This is a genomic window from Hydrogenophaga sp. (assembly GCF_026125825.1).
Classification (GTDB): domain Bacteria; phylum Pseudomonadota; class Gammaproteobacteria; order Burkholderiales; family Burkholderiaceae_C; genus Hydrogenophaga.
In genome coordinates this window covers 1-14,231 of record NZ_JAHCKK010000015.1, presented here as the reverse complement: position 1 = coordinate 14,231, position 14,231 = coordinate 1, and the positions used below count along the sequence as shown (strand labels likewise).

The window sequence follows — 14,231 nt, the reverse complement described above, 5'->3', positions numbered from 1 at the left end:
GCTCACAGGGGAATGGCCAGCAGCGTGTCGATGTTGTGGCTGTCGCAGACCACCACACGGCTGGCCAGGCGCAGGGTATCGCCTCCATCGATCACCAGCTCGTCGAGGTAGCGCCCGGTGGCGAAGAGGCTGGTCTCGCCGCCACGCATGATGCGCACCACCACAAACGGGGTTTCGCTGCGGCGCCCGCGCGGCGTGTCCTCCAGCAGGGAGGGCAGGCCCACCAGGTGGCGGTAACGTTGTTTCTCGTAGACGTTGGCGGTGCGCAGTGAGAGCACGCGGTCGTTGAGCATGGCGCGCGAGTCGGCGTAGATCAGGCTGGCTTCCATGCCTTGCGCATGGTTGTCGGCGGTGGTCACGCGGTAGAGGCAGTGTTCGGTGAAGAACTGCGTCCAGGCTTCGAGCTCGTCGTTGTCGATGCAGCGCGCGCAATGCGCGTTGAGCGCCAACGCGCTCGCGGTGTCGATCACCGCGTTCATGCATCCGCTCCCATGTGCAGGCGGTAGGCTTTCCAGAAGCCGCGCACGGACGCTTCCGTGGTGCGGCTGCTCTGCGAGCGCACGCTGTCGCCGCCCATCTCGACGATGGCTTCCTGCGCGCCAGCGGAGGCAATGCCGCGTTGCACAAAGCCGCCCACAGCGCCGTCCTCCATCGATACGAAGCCGGCCGGCCCGATCAGGTTGGACTGCTTGTGACGCATGGTGCGCAGCTCGGGTGTGTCGTCCTGGAAGCCGAGGTACACCCAATTCAGGGCGGTGGTCTCCAGGCCTTCGGGCAGCACCTGGCGTACCGCGATGGTGTTCTGTATCTGCGCCAGCACGAAGCCCGGAAATACCGAGAGGATCTGCAGCGTCACGCCATCGCCGAACTCGTCTATTCCTTTCAACAGCGTGGCGTCCTCGAGCTTGAAGTCGTCCTTCTCCGAACGCAGCTCCTCGGTCTTGTAGTCCTCGCTATTTTCGGCGATGGGGTCGATGGCGGAGAAGCTGATGTGGTTGCCGCCACATTCGCTCACCACCACGCCGCCCTTCTGCGAAAGGCGGTTGAGCCGGAACGTGGTGAAGAACACGTGCAGCAGGCTCGCGTGGTACGTGTCGCGCACGTTCTCCACGTAGAGCTTCCAGTTGTTGGGCAGCGTCTGCTTGAAGCGGCCGAGGATCTGCACCGGCTTGTGCAGCACGCGCGAGATGCCGCGCGCGATTTCCGGGCCGAGGTAGTCCTCCAGGTCGGGCACGTCGTCGCTCAGGCTGCCAAATACCAGGCCACAAAACACACTCGTTCTCAATTTGCGCGGACCATGACTCTTCATGCAGAAAGCAGGGTCCATGCCGCCTTCTCCGTTTACGCCGTTCTGGAACGCGATGCCCTTGAGGTTGCCCTGGCGGTCATAACGCCATGCGTGGTACACGCACTGGAAGTCACGCGCGGTGCCGCCGTCGTCCAGGACGATCAGTGCGCCGCGGTGCGAGCAGCGGTTCTCGAACGCGTACACCTCGCCGTCGCTGTCGCGCGCCACCACCACCGGCATGCGGCCGAGGAACGTCGTGCGGTAGCCGCCGGGTTGTGGCAACTCGGCTTCGAGACACAGGTAGTTCCAGGTCGCGCCTTCGAAGATGCGCTGTTGCTCGGCGTCGAGCACGGCCGGTTCCTGGTACAGGTGGTATGGCACGCGGGTGAGGTTCCCAGGTGGCCAGAAGGTTAGGGGTGCGCTATTCGCAGGGGCGGTGACGCTCATGATGCAGTGGGGTTCTTGCCTTGGAAGAATTCGGATACCGAACTTTTGACCGTTTGGTGAACCGCGACTGTATTTTTTGAGTTGATGAAGGTCAACAAAATCCGGCAAAATGTTCGAATACCGAACTTATTCAACTTCGAGTGGGGCCGCAAATGGACGATGAAGCGCGTGCAGTTGACAAGGAATACGTCATGGGTCTGGAGAAGGGCCTACTCCTGATCGAGGCCTTCGGCGTCAGCAATTCGCCTCTGACGCTGACCGAAGCGGCCGATATCACAGGCCACAGCAAGGCCTCGACTCGCCGCGCCCTGCTTACCCTCGTCAAGCTAGGCTACGCGCGAGCATCGGGGCGGCATTTTTTTCTCGAGCCGCGCACCTTGCGGCTGGTGCACGCCTACGTGAACTCTACGCCCCTGACCAAGGTGGCGCAGCCCATCCTGGAGATCACTAGTGAGCGCACGCGCGAGTCCGCGTCGCTGGCGGTGCTGGACTCGCAGTTTGTCGTTTTCGTTGCACGCTCAACTCAGCGGCGCAGCTTGTCTTTCGGACTCGGTATCGGCGCGCGATTGCCCGCCTATTGTTCTGCAACCGGGCGAGTGCTTCTCGCGGGTATGTCAGACGAGGAGGTTGAATTCCGCCTTCAGCGAATGAGTCGCCAGGCGATTACGCCGAAAACAAAGACTGACGTGGCGGCACTGATGAAGGAGGTGCAGGCTGCGCGCGAGTGCGGTTATTCGATGAGTGACGAAGAGCTGGAAATTGGCTTGCGTTCCATTGCCGTGCCGGTGCGCAATGGAAAGGGTGAGTTGCTGGGGGCTATGAGTCTTTCCGTGGCCACTTCGCGCATGTCACGCGACGATGTCGTGAACAAGTTGATGCCAGAACTTGAAGTGGCACGAAGGACGTTTGCACTGCAGTTGTAGAGCCCGCCTGTTGGCTTCCGTTGAAAACTGACCCCCGTAGAGCGGCAGAGATCAGTGGAACTCAACACGACGTATCCAGATCGTCCAAAGGGAATGATCAACTCGCGCAGAAAGGGGCTCTGACCGACCTTGCGGCACGTGAATGGTGAAGTCTTCAAGGTGGCGGCGCCGGCGCGGATCCGCGACCGAGGTGCGTGCGCACGCGCTCGATCGTGGGCCGCTTGCGTTGGGCAAGCACGCCGTCGGCCGCGGCCCAAACGTCATCGACTTGGACGCCCCGGGAGACTCTCGTACTTTTCGTTGGCATCGCCCTGCTCTCTGATATAAATTAGTGCCGATAAGATATAGTTATCGACACCTATCTCCCCGACAGCTCAGAAGGAGCGGGCGCATTTTTGTCGCTTCACAACACTCACCGGGCGACTGCTCACGCTACAGAAAACGTCTGCGCCCCGTTCGCAGAAATTGGTCGATGTATCTTCGCACGCAATTTCTCTGCGGGACTTTTGCGGGACTGGGCTCTGAAATACACGTCTAAACAGGGTAGTTTTGGTACACTGAGCGGTCACAGAGCCTATATAAATCAACAACTTAAAGATGATCTGGTAGCTACGAACCAAGGGGTCGTGGGTTCAATTCCTGCCAGCCGCACCATTATTCGTAATGAGAACAACGGGTTAGCTCCAAAAGGGCTAGCCCGTTTTTCTTTGGGGTACCGCCCCCTCTCGGACCGGTCTATGGGGCTGAGGCAGCCTGGAAAGCGTTCTTGAGCCGCTGAAAAAGCGCTCGCAAGCGGCGTTGTGAAGAGAACAGGCCTTGCGAGAGAGCGATCGGATGAGGTTTCGAATCGCTCACCTCTTTCGCCGACGCTGCCTACCGTCCCGAGAATCGCGGCAAGCGTTTCTCCTGAAACGCTTGGCGCCCTTCGGCGAAGTCTGCGCTGGCCGATGTCAGCGCTTCTCGTGCGCGCATGGCCGCGAGGTCGGTCACGCCGGCGGCGATCTCGTTGAGCGACTGTTTGGTCGCCTGTACCGCCAGCGGCGCCAGCGCCACGAGCTCCTTCACCAGTTGGTTCACCGTGGCATCGAAGTCTTCGGGTGCGACCAGTGCCTCCAGGCAGCCGGCTTGCCACAGCATCTCGGCCGTGAACGGGCGCGCCGAGAGAAAGGCGCGCTTGGCGCCCGAGAGGCCCAGCCGCGCCACGTAGCGTTGCAGGCCGGCCGGGTAGTAGTGCAGGCCGAGCGCGGTCGCAGGCATGCGGAACTCGATGCCGGTCAGGCCAATGACCAGGTCGCAGGCCAGCATCAGGTCGGTGGCGCCACCGTAAACGCTGCCGTTGAGCGCGCACACGGTGACCGGGCGCAGCGCCGCCAGCGCGTTGGCCACGCGCTCGAACAGCCGGGGATCGCTGTCCTGATCGTCGAAGCTGCCGATATGGTAGCCGGCGCAGAACACCGGCCGGCCCTGGCCTTCGGTGAGCGCCGTGAGCACAAGCACGCGGATGGCGGGGTCGGCATTGACCCGCTCGAACTGGTCCAGCAAGGTGTTCAGGTCGCCGGCCTCCAGCCGGTTGCGGTGCGCGGGCCGGTTCAGCGTGACCGTGGCCACGCAGCCGTCCACCGACAGCCGGGGCGCCGAGGGGGCGTTCATCTCAGTGCCAGCCATAGACGGCCATCGTGCTTTCGCCCGCTTCGAGCCGGCGCAGGATGGCGGCCTCGTCGGCTTCGCGCCGCTCGCCCGCAGCGACCGCCTCGGCCGCGCGCGCGTGCGGAATCGCCACCACGCCGTCTGCATCGCCCACGATCAGGTCGCCTGCCTGCACCACCACCTGACCCATCAGAACCGGGTGGTTGATCCAGCCGATGGCGCCGAAGTCCTTGCCCGTGCCCTGGATGCACAGGCCGCGCGCGAACACCGGGAAGCCGATCTCGCCCAGCAGCACGCCATCGCGCACGCAGCCGTCGATCACCAGGCCGGCCAGTCCCTTGACCTTGGCCATGGTGGTCATGATCTCGCCCCAGTAGCCGTGCTCGTGGGCGCCGTTGGCGAACACCACCATCACGTCGCCGGCCTGCGCCACCTCGAGCGCGCGGTGCAGCCAGAGGTTGTCGCCGCCGGGGGAATGCACGGTGAGCGCCGAACCGGCGCAACGAAAGCCCGGTGCCACTGGCCGGATGGCCGAGGGCAGGGCGCCGATCTTCTTCGCCGCTTCGTGCAGCGTGGCGGTGGGCAGCTTTGCCGCGGCGGCCACCAGGGTGGGGCTCAGGCGCGGGATGTCCAGGCGGGTGGTCAGGGCGGCGTCGTGTCGCTTCATGTGGCCTCGCGGGTCTGGAGTTGGTGGTACTTGAACTGCCGGCGCGCCTCGTCCAGGCGCACGCCGGCGCGCACGGTTTCGCGGATGCGGTTCTCGGCCGCCTCGATGGCTTCGGCGATCTCCAGCACGCGGTCCTCGTGCTCCTTGGGAATCACGACGACGCCGTCGGTGTCGCCCTTGAGGATGTCGCCCGGCGCGACGCGTGCGCCGCCGACGTTCACCGGCACGCCGGTGGCTTCGACCTGCACGCGGTCCTTGCCGGTGCGCATCCAGTGGTCGATCGAGAACACCGGGTAGCCCAGCGACAGGCAGAGGTGGGTGTCGCGGTTGATGCCATTGATGACGGTGCCGGCGATGCCGCGCCGGTGCGCGATTTCGGTCAGGATGTCGCCCCAGACGGTGGCGTTGTCGCAGCCGTTGTTGTCCAGCACGACCACGCTGCCGGGGGCCACGTCGTCGATGTAGTCGCCCACCGTGCCGCAGGGGGAGGCGGCGGGGCCGTACTTGAGGGTCCAGGCGCGCCCGGCCATGCGAAAGCCCGCGTCGCGCGGCTTGATCTTGTGGCACTGGCCCAGGATGCCCAGCTTGTCCAGCGCGTCGGACAGGGTGGGGGTGTCGAGGCGCGCGGCGCGCGCGACGTTGGCATCGATAGGGAGGTCGGGTGGGGCAGTGGTCATGGTTCAGTTCTCCAGCATGTGTTCGTATTGGCCGCCCATCACCTGTCCGATGGGGGTGCCCGAGAGGATGGCTTTGGCCATGGCGGCTTCCTTGGCGACGATGGCCTCGGCGGTCTCCAGCACGCGCTCGATGTCAGCCGCAGCGATAAAGATCGTGGCACTGCGGTCGGCCAGCACGTAGTCGCCCGGCTGCACACCGACTTCGCCGCCAGCGGCCGCACCGATGGTCACTGGCACCTGCACGCCCAGCTCCACCACCCGGCCACGCGCGGTGCGCGAGGTCAGGCTGCGGCTGAACACCGGAAAGCCGTAGGCCATGGCCTCGTCCACGTCGCGCAGCGGGCCGTCGGCGATCACGCCGGCCACGCCGCGCACTTTCGCGCCCAGCGTGAGCAGGCCGCCCCAGCAACCGGCTTCCAGGCCCGAGCGCTGTTCGACCACGATCACGTCGTCCGCACCCGCGAGCTCGACGGCGGTGCAGCCCAGGTGCCTGGGCGGGCCGGGCGGTGGCTGGCCCGGGCCCACCTTCATGGTGACGGCGCGGCCGGCGATGCGGCCGGGGCCGCTGCGCTGAGGCAGGCCGGTGACCACGCCGGGCAGTTGCAGCTTGTCCAGCGCATCTGACACCGCGCAGGCATCGAGGCGGCGCAGGCGCTGGACGAGGAGAGAGATGTCGCTCATGTCAGGGCTTTCAGGAGAGGGGGTTCAGGTGATCGTCTTCCACGCGGCAAAGGCCAGGCCAGTGCCGGTGAGCGCAGGGCTTCGGTAGCCGGGCACGTACTCGACCCATTCGAGGTCGAGCTCGCGCGCCATCTCGCCCACCACCAGCCAGTTGCGGATCTCCGAGCTGCCCGCCTGCAGCAGCTTGGGGTCGAGCGCGGCGAGGGTCTGGCTGTCCTTCTCGCGCAGGGCCTGGAGGACCTTCTGGTCCAGCGCCTCGTCCACCACGAAATGGCTCAGGCCGCCGGAGGCGATCACGCCCACGCGCAGGTCTTCAGGCCAGGTCGCGACCAGCTCGCGCAGCGCGGCACCCAGGGCCACGCAGCGGCGCGGCGTGGGCTGGTTCGGCGGGTCGAAGGTGTTGAGGATCACCGGGATCACCGGCAGCGCAAGTTCCTTGAGCAGGCGGCGGTGGATGAACTGGAAGGCATGGCCTTCGGACTGGCCGCGCTCCAGGCCATCCATGGCCGTGATGTCGAAGTCGCGGTCGCACAGCTGGCGGATGAGCCACTCGGCCAGGTCGCTCTTCACAGGGTACTCACGGTCGGTCTCGGGCTCGTGGCGCCACATGCGTGCCGACTTCACCCAGCTGTCGCTCGCCGAGGCGGGCTCGCGCGCGGTGTTGCGGATGGTCGGTCCGTAGAAGATCGCGAACGCGGGGTTGTTGCTGGTGCGGAACAGCTCGGTCTGGTCGTCGCCAACGATCAGCAGCACGTCCAGCCGCGCCGCGCGGATGCGCTCGCCGAGCTGGTCCATCGCGGCCTCGGCGGCGTCGTAGCGCTGGCCCATCCTCTCGGGCGTCACCATGGCTTCGGAGCCTGCGGGGGCCCGGGCGAGCAGGGTTGGGTAGTCGGTCTTTTCGCCCTGCTGGTCGAAGTAGTGGGCGTTCTTCGTGTCGATCACGCGAAAGCCGTGCTGCCAGTCTTCGCGCTGCGAGACCAGCATGATGCTGTGGGACGAGCCGAATGCGGCGACGAGTCGGGCCATGGTGCAACCTTCAGGAAAGGGTCAGACAACAAACTGGCTGCGCAGCGCCGCGATCTGCTCGGCGCCGTAGCCCAGGCCACCGAGGATGGCGTCGGTGTGGTCGCCCTGGTGGGGCGCCGGCACCAGCGGCCCGGCGCTGCGCGGGTGCCTGGAGAATTGCATGGGCAGGCCCACCACCTCGATCTCTCCCAGCTCCGGGTGCTGCATCGGGCGCGCCATGCCCAGGTGCTTGACCTGCGGGTCCTCGAACATGTGGTCCACCGTGTAGATCGGCCCGCAGGGCACGCCGGCCTTGAGCAGGCGCTCGGTCCACTCGGCGGTGCTGCGGGTCTTGAAGGCCGCGCCAATGGCGGCGTTCACGCGCGCGCGGTTGCACACGCGCTCGGGGTCGGAGCCGAAGCCGGGTTCGTCCACCAGCTGCGGCAGCTCCAGCGCCTCACAAAGGCGCTTCCACATGGTCTGGCCGATGGCCGCGAGGTTGAGGTGGCCATCGCGGGTCTCGAACACGCCGGTGGGCACGGTCAGCGGGTGCTCGTTGCCGGTGGAGCGCGGCACCTTGCGGTCGATCAGCCACTGAGCGGCCTGGAAGTCGAGCATGGCGATCTGCGATTCGAGCAGCGAGGTGTGCACCCACTGGCCCTCGCCCGTCACCGAGCGCTCCAGCAGCGCGGCCATGATGGCCTGGGCGCAGAAGTGCCCGGCGCACAGGTCGGCGATCGGAATGCCCACGCGCATCGGGCCCTCGCTGGGTTGGCCGGTCACGCTCATCAGGCCGCCCATGCCCTGGGCAATGGAGTCAAAGCCCGGCCAGTTGGCGTAGGGGCCGTCCTGGCCGAAGCCGGAGATGCTGGCGTAGATGAGGCGCGGGTTGAGGGCGCGCAGGTCGTCGGGGCCGATGCCCAGGCGGTGCTTCACGTCGGGCCGGTAGTTTTCGATGAACACGTCGGCCTCTTTCACCAGCGCGTGCAGGATGGCCAGGCCCTCGGGCGCCTTCATGTTGAGCGTGAGGCTTTCCTTGTTGCGGTGCAGGTTCTCGTAGTCGGCGCGGTTGTGGTCGCGCCCGCCGATCATGTCGTCGCCGCCGGGTGCACCCGGCGGGATTTCCAGCTTGATCACGCGCGCGCCCAGGTCGGCGAAGGTGCGGATGGCCGTGGGGCCGGCGCGCACGCGCGTGGCGTCCAGGATGGTGAGGTGCGACAGCGGGCCTGTGCGGGGCGCGGAAGATGGGGCGGTGGACATCCGGTGCGCTTTCAGAGGGGGGTGAACATGGGCACGTGGTGGCCGCCGTCGCTGGGCTGGAAGACCACGCGCACGCGCTGCCCGATGGCGAGGTCCGCCGGGGTGCAGTCGACCAGGTTGCTCATCATCGTGACGCCTTCGTCCAGCGTGATGTAGGCCAGCGTGTAGGCCGCTTCGCCCTGGCCCATGGTGCTGAAGGTGTAGACCGTGCCGAAGCCGGAGGTTTCCAGCCATTCGGTGTTTTCGCTCAGGCAGTGCGGGCAGATGTCGCGCGGGTAGTGGTGCACTTCGCCGCAGGCGCGGCAGCGCTTGATCAGCAGGCGGCCTTTGTCGGCCGCCTCCCAGTAGGGCAGGGACTCGGGCAGGGCGCGCGGGGCCGGGATGCGGCGCGGGCGCGGTGCGGTCGGGGGGGTGGTGCTCATGGGGTCAGACCCTTTCCAGAATCAGGGTGGCGGCGGTGTGGCGCGAGGCGAGCGCACCGCCGATGCCACTGGCCAGCGCAAGGTGGCAGTTGGGCACCTGCACCTCGGGGTGGGCTTCGCCGCGCAGCTGGCGCACGGCCTCGATGACCTTGGTGATACCGCCGCGGTTGGCCGGGTGGTTGTTGCACAGGCCGCCACCGTCGGTGTTGAAGGGCAGCTTGCCCACGCCGGAGATCAGGTTGCCGTCCATCACGAAGCGCCCGCCCTGGCCTTTGTCGCAGAAGCCCAGGTCTTCGAGCTGCATCAGCACGGTGATGGTGAAGCTGTCGTAGAGCGAGGCGTACTGGATGTCGCCCGGCTTGACGCGCGCTTCGGCGAAGGCCATAGGGCCCGACCAGGCCGCGGCCGACCAGGTCAGGTCGATCTGGCCGCCCATGCCGTGCTTGGGGGCTTCGCCCGTGCCGCGCACACGCACCATCGGGCGGCCGTTCTGGCGCGCCAGTTCGCGCGCGATCTCGGGCCTGGCCACGATGAGCGCGCCGCCGCCGTCGCTCATCACGCAGCAGTCCAGCCGGTGCAGCGGGTCGCTCACCAGGGGCGAGTTCAGCACATCCTCGACCGTGACGCGGTCGCGCAGCATGGCGTTCGGGTTGTGCTGCGCGTGGTGCGAGGCGGCCACCTTGATCCAGGCCAGCTGCTCGCTGGTGGTGCCGAACTCATGCATGTGGCGCCGGGCCACGGCGGCGTACAGGTTCTGCGTCGCGGGGCCGTAGGGCAGCTCGAAGGCCAGCTCGGGCGCGTCGGGGTCCGGCGGCTTGAGCGCCAGCGGCGCCTTCACGCCGCCGGCTTTCGCCGCCGCCTGCGCCGCCGCCATCTGCGCGCGCGGGCGCCCGGCCAGCGTGATCAGCGCCACATTGCAGCGGCCGGCAGCGATCGCCTCGGCGGCGTGCGCCACATGCAGGATCGGCGCGGAGCCGCCGCATTCGGTGGAGTCGATGTGGCGCAGCTTCAGGCCCAGGTACTCGGCGACGGTGGCCGTGCCCAGGCCGGGCGCGTCGCCGGCGCAGAAGTAGCCGTCGATGTCGCTCTTGCTCAGGCCGGCGTCGTCCAGGGCGCCTTTGGCCACGTCGGCGTGCAGGCGCACCACCGACAGGTCGTCGGCCTTGCGGGTCGGGTGTTCGTAGGCGCCCACGATGCAGGCGGCTCCATTCAGGCTCATGGTGCGGGGTTCCTTCGGGGGCGGTTCATTGCTCGGGCTTGAAGCCGGTGGCCTGGATGACGGGGCGCCAATAGACCAGCTCGGCGCGCTGCAGCTTGTCCATGTCCTCGGCGGAGCGGAAGTCCGGGTTCAGCATGGCCTTGTGGATCAGGATCTCGCGCACCTCGGGCAGGGCCAGCGTGTACTTCAGCGCGTTCTGCACGCGCTCCAGCGTGGCCTTGGGGGTCTTCGCGGGCGCCCACATGCCAGTCCAGGCATCGCCGGTGTCGATCGAGAAACCCTGCTCCTTGAAGGTGGGCACGTCGGGCAGCAGCGGCGAACGCTGGGCACCGAAGACGCCGACCACCGCGACCTTGCCGCTCTTCTGGTGCGGCAGGATGTCGCCCGCCGTCATCACCCCGGCCGGCACCTGGCCGCCCAGCAGGTCGGTGACCAGCGGGCCGTTGCCGCGGTAGGGCACGGCCGTGAGCGGCACGCCCAGTGCCTTGCCCAGCTGCAGGCCGGTGAAGTGGGTGTGGCCGCCCGCGCCCGCGGTGCCAAAGCTCGCGTCCTTCGGGTTGGCCTTGAGCCAGGCCTGGTAGTCCTTCGCGGTCTTCACGCCCGTGTGCTGCCCGACCGCCAGCGCCAGCGGGTAGGACACCACCACGCCGACCGGTGCGAAGTCCTGCAGCATGTCGTACTTCAGCACGTCCGGTGGGTAGAGCAGGGTCTGGAACACCGGCGTGGCGTTGGGCGCAATCATGTAGGTCAGGCCGTCGGGCGCGCTGGCCTTGAGCGCCTGGGCCGCGAGCCGCCCGCCCGCGCCGGGCTTGTTGTCCACGATGATGGTTTGCTTGAGCACCACCGACATCTTCTCGGCCAGCACGCGGGCCACCGTGTCGGTGGAGCCGCCGGGTGGAAAGCCCACCAGGATCTTGATGGGCGGGGTCGACTGGGCCTGAGCGACCATCGAGGCGCACATCAAGGCGGTCATCAGCACAGACACAAAAGCAGGGCGGTTCATGGGGTGGTCTCCGGGTGGGTGTAAGAGGTTGTCAGTGCAGTTGTTTCAGGTGCCAGTCGGCGTCGCCGAAGAGCTGGCCAATCACCAGCAATCGCTTGGCAAAGTGGCTGATGCGGCATTCGTCGGTCATGCCCATGGCGCCGTGCATCTGGATCGCCTGCAGGCCCAGCGCGCGGCCCTGCTGGCTCACCAGCACCTTGGCGGCCGAGACCAGGCGGCGGCGCTGCGCCGGTGCGTCCGCATCGATCGCCATCGCGGCCACACAGGCCATGGACTTGAGCTGCTCCAGCGCGATCGCCATGTCGGCCAGGCGGTGCTGCATCACCTGGAATTTCGCCAGCGGGGCGCCGAACTGTTTGCGCGTGCGCAGGTGCTCGGCGGTGTGCACGATCAGCGCATCGACCACGCCCACGGCTTCGGCGCACAGGGCCGCGATGCCGGCATCGAGTGCGGCCTCCACGGCGGCCTGCGCTTCGCCTGCTCGGCCCAGCCGGCGCGAGGCATCCACCTGCACGCCGTCGAAGTCCACGTGCGCGGCGCGCCGGTTGTCCAGCGTGTCGAAGCCGCGCACACGCACGCCTGGCGCGTTCGCATCCACCGCGAACACCGAGAGGCCGTCGCAGTCGGCGTCGCGCGCGACCACAAGCAGCAGGCCCGCGCTGTCGCCGTGCGGCACGCCTGTCTTGCGGCCGTGGAGCGCGTGGCCGCCCGGCACTGCGCGCGCCTGCAGCGCGACGTGCCGCCAGTCGTAGCGCAAGCCGTCTTCGTACAGCGCCACCGCGGCCTGCAGCGCACCGCTGGCCAGATCCGGCAGCCAGCGCTGCTGCTGCGCGGGCGAGCCCAGCTGCGCGATCAGCCGGCCCGCCATCACGGTGCTGGCCACGAAGGCGCCGCCGCCCAGCGCACGGCCGAGTTCCTGCACCACCAGCATCACCTCCACCGGGCCTTGTTCGCTGCCGCCGGCCTCGGCCGGAAAGGGCAGGCCCAGCAGCCCCAGGCCGGCCATGCCGGCCCAGCGCTCGGCGGCGCGCTGGGGTGTTTCGGCCTGGCCCCGGTGTTCCGTCGGGTACTCGCCGTCGCAAAAGCGCTGCACCGCGTCGCGCAGGGCCAGGTGGTCGTCGTTCAGAGAGAAATCCATGGTCGGTCCTCAGAAGGCATCGAGCGTGGCGCGCGCGATCAGGTTGCGCTGCACTTCACTGGTGCCGCCGTAAATCGTGAGTTTTCGGGCGTCCAGGCAGTTGGCCGCCAGCGCCACCAGCTCGGGGTCGGTGGCCGCCTCGTCCAACTGTTCAAGGTGCTGTGCCGCCGCCGAGAAAGGCACGGCGTCAGGGCCCGCGATGTCCAGCAGCGCTTCGAAGATGGCCTGGCGCAGCTCGGTGCCGCGCACCTTGAGCATGGAGGCCTCCACGCCAGGCGTGCGGCTCTGCTGGTGGTCGCACAGCAGGCGCAGGGCGGTGAATTCCAGCGCCATCAGCTCGACCTCGAACTGCGCCAGCCGCGCCTGCAGCACGGGGTCGTCGCACAGGCCCTGGCGCTCGGCCAGCCGGCGCGCGCGCGCCAGCTGCTGCTTGCACGAGCCGATGCCGGCGATGCCGGTGCGCTCGTGGCCCAGCAGGTACTTGCCGTAGGACCAGCCCTTGTGCAACTCGCCCACGAGGTTCTCGACCGGCACGCGCACGTTGTCCAGGAAACACTCGTTGAGGTCGGTGCCGCCTTCGAGCAGGCGGATCGGCCGCACCGTGAGGCCCGGCGAGTTCATGTCGATCAGCAGGAAGGAGATGCCTTCTTGCGGCTTGCTGGCGTTCGGGTCGGTGCGCACCAGCGCGAACATCATCGAGCACCAGTGCGCGTAGGACGTCCAGACCTTGTGGCCGTTGACCACGAAGTGCTGGCCATCGGGTTCAAGCACGGCGGTGGTGCGCACGGCCGCGAGGTCCGAGCCCGCGCCCGGCTCGGAGAAGCCTTGCGCCCACCAGGTGTTGCTCTGGCGAATGTCGGGCAGGTACTTCTTCTTCTGTTCCTCGGTGCCAAAGGCGTGCAGCACCGGGCCCAGCATCTGGATGCCGCTGGCGATGATGCGCGGCGCGCCGCCCAGCAGCGTCTCTTCGTCGAAGATGTAGCGCTGCACCGCGTTCCAGCCGGGGCCGCCGTGCTCCACAGGCCAGCCCGGCGTGAGCCAGCCGCGTGCCTCCAGCAGGCGGAACCAGGTGACGTAGTCGGCGTGCTCCAGGCGCAGGCCGAGCTCCACCTTGCGCCGGATCTCGGGCGGGAGGTGGTCTTTGACAAACTGGCGCACTTCCAGGCGGAAGGCCTCGTCGGCGTCGGAAAACTGAAGTTTCATGGTGAGGGCGATCAGGAAGGCGTGGCCACGACCAGCGCGTCCAGGGCCAGCACGGGCTGGACCGAGCCGCTGGGGTAGGCGACCAGGGGGTTGATGTCGATTTCGGTGATGGCCGGGTTGGCGCGCATCTGCGCCCCCACCAGCGCGACGACGCGGGCGATGGCGCCCAGATCCACCCCGGCGGCGCCGCGCATGCCTTGCAGCACGGCGGCCGCCTTCAGGCGCCCGAGCTCCACCTCGATGTCGGCCTCGGCCATGTCGGCGGGAATCAGGCGCACGTCTTTCAGTGCCTCGATCCAGATGCCGCCCAGGCCGACCAGCACCACCGGGCCCCAGTCCGCGTCGCGTTTGGCACCCACCACCAGTTCGAGGCCGCGCGCGCCCATGCTCTCGACCAGCGCGCCGTCCAGCGCGAGGCCGGGCCGGTGCCGGGAGACGCTGGCGTGCAGGCGCTGCCAGCCCTCGCGCAAGGCGGCTTCGTCGGCCAGGCCCACCAGCACGCCGCCCACGTCGCTCTTGTGCGGCAGCTCGCTGGCCTGCGCCTTGAGCACCACCGGGTAGCCCAGGCGCCCGGCAATGCGCACCGCCTCGTCGGCGCTGGTGGCCAGCGCACCGGGCGGCACGGCCAGGCCCGCGCCGGCCAGCCAGGCC

General features: G+C 67.9%; 15 protein-coding genes and 2 pseudogenes. 1 reads left to right on the top strand and 16 read right to left on the bottom strand.

The window, feature by feature from the left end:
- Nucleotides 1-2: 2 nt before the first annotated feature.
- Together KIT86_RS07845 and KIT86_RS07840 are read right to left on the bottom strand one after the other, a co-directional pair.
- Nucleotides 3-479, bottom strand: a complete 477-nt coding sequence (locus tag KIT86_RS07845; protein WP_056272065.1) for an aromatic-ring-hydroxylating dioxygenase subunit beta — start codon at nt 477-479, stop codon at nt 3-5.
- Nucleotides 476-1,735 carry a Rieske 2Fe-2S domain-containing protein gene (locus tag KIT86_RS07840; protein WP_056272063.1) on the bottom strand — a complete coding sequence of 420 codons (1,260 nt, stop codon included), beginning with the start codon at nt 1,733-1,735 and terminating at the stop codon, nt 476-478. Before KIT86_RS07840 ends, KIT86_RS07845 begins: the two co-directional genes overlap by 4 nt.
- A 152-nt stretch (nt 1,736-1,887) precedes the next feature.
- On the opposite strand from KIT86_RS07840, the gene KIT86_RS07835 reads away from it, so the two are divergent.
- Nucleotides 1,888-2,658, top strand: a complete 771-nt coding sequence (locus KIT86_RS07835) for an IclR family transcriptional regulator C-terminal domain-containing protein (protein ID WP_056272060.1) — start codon at nt 1,888-1,890, stop codon at nt 2,656-2,658.
- A 62-nt stretch (nt 2,659-2,720) separates the two neighbouring features.
- On the opposite strand, the pseudogene KIT86_RS07830 reads toward KIT86_RS07835, so the two are convergent.
- From KIT86_RS07830 to KIT86_RS07765, 14 genes and pseudogenes are all read right to left on the bottom strand, one after another.
- A pseudogene (locus tag KIT86_RS07830) lies at nt 2,721-2,828 on the bottom strand (type II toxin-antitoxin system RelE/ParE family toxin); the annotation flags it as partial.
- A gap of 5 nt (nt 2,829-2,833) precedes the next feature.
- Nucleotides 2,834-2,965, bottom strand: a pseudogene (locus tag KIT86_RS07825) (DNA-binding protein); the annotation flags it as partial.
- A 566-nt stretch (nt 2,966-3,531) separates the two neighbouring features.
- Nucleotides 3,532-4,308 carry an enoyl-CoA hydratase/isomerase family protein gene (locus tag KIT86_RS07820; RefSeq protein WP_297397023.1) on the bottom strand — a complete coding sequence of 259 codons (777 nt, stop codon included), beginning with the start codon at nt 4,306-4,308 and terminating at the stop codon, nt 3,532-3,534.
- 1 nt (nt 4,309) lies between these two features.
- Nucleotides 4,310-4,972, bottom strand: a complete 663-nt coding sequence (locus KIT86_RS07815) for a 4-hydroxy-4-methyl-2-oxoglutarate aldolase (protein ID WP_297397021.1) — start codon at nt 4,970-4,972, stop codon at nt 4,310-4,312.
- Nucleotides 4,969-5,649 (bottom strand): RraA family protein, encoded by a 681-nt coding sequence (locus KIT86_RS07810; RefSeq protein ID WP_297397018.1) that lies wholly within the window; start codon nt 5,647-5,649, stop codon nt 4,969-4,971. Before KIT86_RS07810 ends, KIT86_RS07815 begins: the two co-directional genes overlap by 4 nt.
- A gap of 3 nt (nt 5,650-5,652) precedes the next feature.
- Nucleotides 5,653-6,330: an RraA family protein gene (locus KIT86_RS07805; RefSeq protein ID WP_297397016.1), complete on the bottom strand. Its 678-nt coding sequence runs from the start codon at nt 6,328-6,330 to the stop codon at nt 5,653-5,655.
- 24 nt (nt 6,331-6,354) lie between these two features.
- Nucleotides 6,355-7,356 carry a protocatechuate 3,4-dioxygenase gene (locus KIT86_RS07800; protein ID WP_297397013.1) on the bottom strand — a complete coding sequence of 334 codons (1,002 nt, stop codon included), beginning with the start codon at nt 7,354-7,356 and terminating at the stop codon, nt 6,355-6,357.
- 21 nt (nt 7,357-7,377) lie between these two features.
- Nucleotides 7,378-8,595, bottom strand: a complete 1,218-nt coding sequence (locus tag KIT86_RS07795; RefSeq protein WP_297397010.1) for a CaiB/BaiF CoA-transferase family protein — start codon at nt 8,593-8,595, stop codon at nt 7,378-7,380.
- Nucleotides 8,596-8,606: 11 nt separating this feature from the next.
- The gene (locus KIT86_RS07790; protein ID WP_297397008.1) at nt 8,607-9,017 is read right to left on the bottom strand and encodes a Zn-ribbon domain-containing OB-fold protein; all 411 of its coding nucleotides are present in this window, start codon (nt 9,015-9,017) and stop codon (nt 8,607-8,609) included.
- Between the two features lie 4 nt (nt 9,018-9,021).
- On the bottom strand, nt 9,022-10,236 hold the full coding sequence (locus KIT86_RS07785) for a thiolase domain-containing protein (protein ID WP_297397006.1): 1,215 nt from the start codon (nt 10,234-10,236) through the stop codon (nt 9,022-9,024).
- Nucleotides 10,237-10,261: 25 nt separating this feature from the next.
- A complete protein-coding gene (locus KIT86_RS07780) occupies nt 10,262-11,239 on the bottom strand; it encodes a Bug family tripartite tricarboxylate transporter substrate binding protein (RefSeq protein WP_297397004.1) in 978 nt (325 codons plus the stop codon).
- Nucleotides 11,240-11,270: 31 nt separating this feature from the next.
- A complete protein-coding gene (locus KIT86_RS07775) occupies nt 11,271-12,377 on the bottom strand; it encodes an acyl-CoA dehydrogenase family protein (protein ID WP_297397000.1) in 1,107 nt (368 codons plus the stop codon).
- 9 nt (nt 12,378-12,386) lie between these two features.
- A complete protein-coding gene (locus tag KIT86_RS07770; protein WP_297396997.1) occupies nt 12,387-13,580 on the bottom strand; it encodes an acyl-CoA dehydrogenase family protein in 1,194 nt (397 codons plus the stop codon).
- Nucleotides 13,581-13,591: 11 nt separating this feature from the next.
- A partial coding sequence (locus KIT86_RS07765; protein ID WP_297396993.1) for an acetate--CoA ligase family protein occupies nt 13,592-14,231 on the bottom strand: 640 nt, incomplete at its 5' end.

Excerpts from the sequence above, each read along its gene's own strand:
- KIT86_RS07845 (WP_056272065.1), bottom strand. The coding sequence starts at position 479 with ATGAACGCGGTGATCGACACCGCGAGCGCGTTGGCGCTCAACGCGCAT.
- KIT86_RS07840 (WP_056272063.1), bottom strand. The coding sequence starts at position 1,735 with ATGAGCGTCACCGCCCCTGCGAATAGCGCACCCCTAACCTTCTGGCCA.
- KIT86_RS07835 (WP_056272060.1), top strand. The coding sequence starts at position 1,888 with ATGGACGATGAAGCGCGTGCAGTTGACAAGGAATACGTCATGGGTCTG.
- KIT86_RS07820 (WP_297397023.1), bottom strand. The coding sequence starts at position 4,308 with ATGAACGCCCCCTCGGCGCCCCGGCTGTCGGTGGACGGCTGCGTGGCC.
- KIT86_RS07815 (WP_297397021.1), bottom strand. The coding sequence starts at position 4,972 with ATGAAGCGACACGACGCCGCCCTGACCACCCGCCTGGACATCCCGCGC.
- KIT86_RS07810 (WP_297397018.1), bottom strand. The coding sequence starts at position 5,649 with ATGACCACTGCCCCACCCGACCTCCCTATCGATGCCAACGTCGCGCGC.
- KIT86_RS07805 (WP_297397016.1), bottom strand. The coding sequence starts at position 6,330 with ATGAGCGACATCTCTCTCCTCGTCCAGCGCCTGCGCCGCCTCGATGCC.
- KIT86_RS07800 (WP_297397013.1), bottom strand. The coding sequence starts at position 7,356 with ATGGCCCGACTCGTCGCCGCATTCGGCTCGTCCCACAGCATCATGCTG.
- KIT86_RS07795 (WP_297397010.1), bottom strand. The coding sequence starts at position 8,595 with ATGTCCACCGCCCCATCTTCCGCGCCCCGCACAGGCCCGCTGTCGCAC.
- KIT86_RS07790 (WP_297397008.1), bottom strand. The coding sequence starts at position 9,017 with ATGAGCACCACCCCCCCGACCGCACCGCGCCCGCGCCGCATCCCGGCC.
- KIT86_RS07785 (WP_297397006.1), bottom strand. The coding sequence starts at position 10,236 with ATGAGCCTGAATGGAGCCGCCTGCATCGTGGGCGCCTACGAACACCCG.
- KIT86_RS07780 (WP_297397004.1), bottom strand. The coding sequence starts at position 11,239 with ATGAACCGCCCTGCTTTTGTGTCTGTGCTGATGACCGCCTTGATGTGC.
- KIT86_RS07775 (WP_297397000.1), bottom strand. The coding sequence starts at position 12,377 with ATGGATTTCTCTCTGAACGACGACCACCTGGCCCTGCGCGACGCGGTG.
- KIT86_RS07770 (WP_297396997.1), bottom strand. The coding sequence starts at position 13,580 with ATGAAACTTCAGTTTTCCGACGCCGACGAGGCCTTCCGCCTGGAAGTG.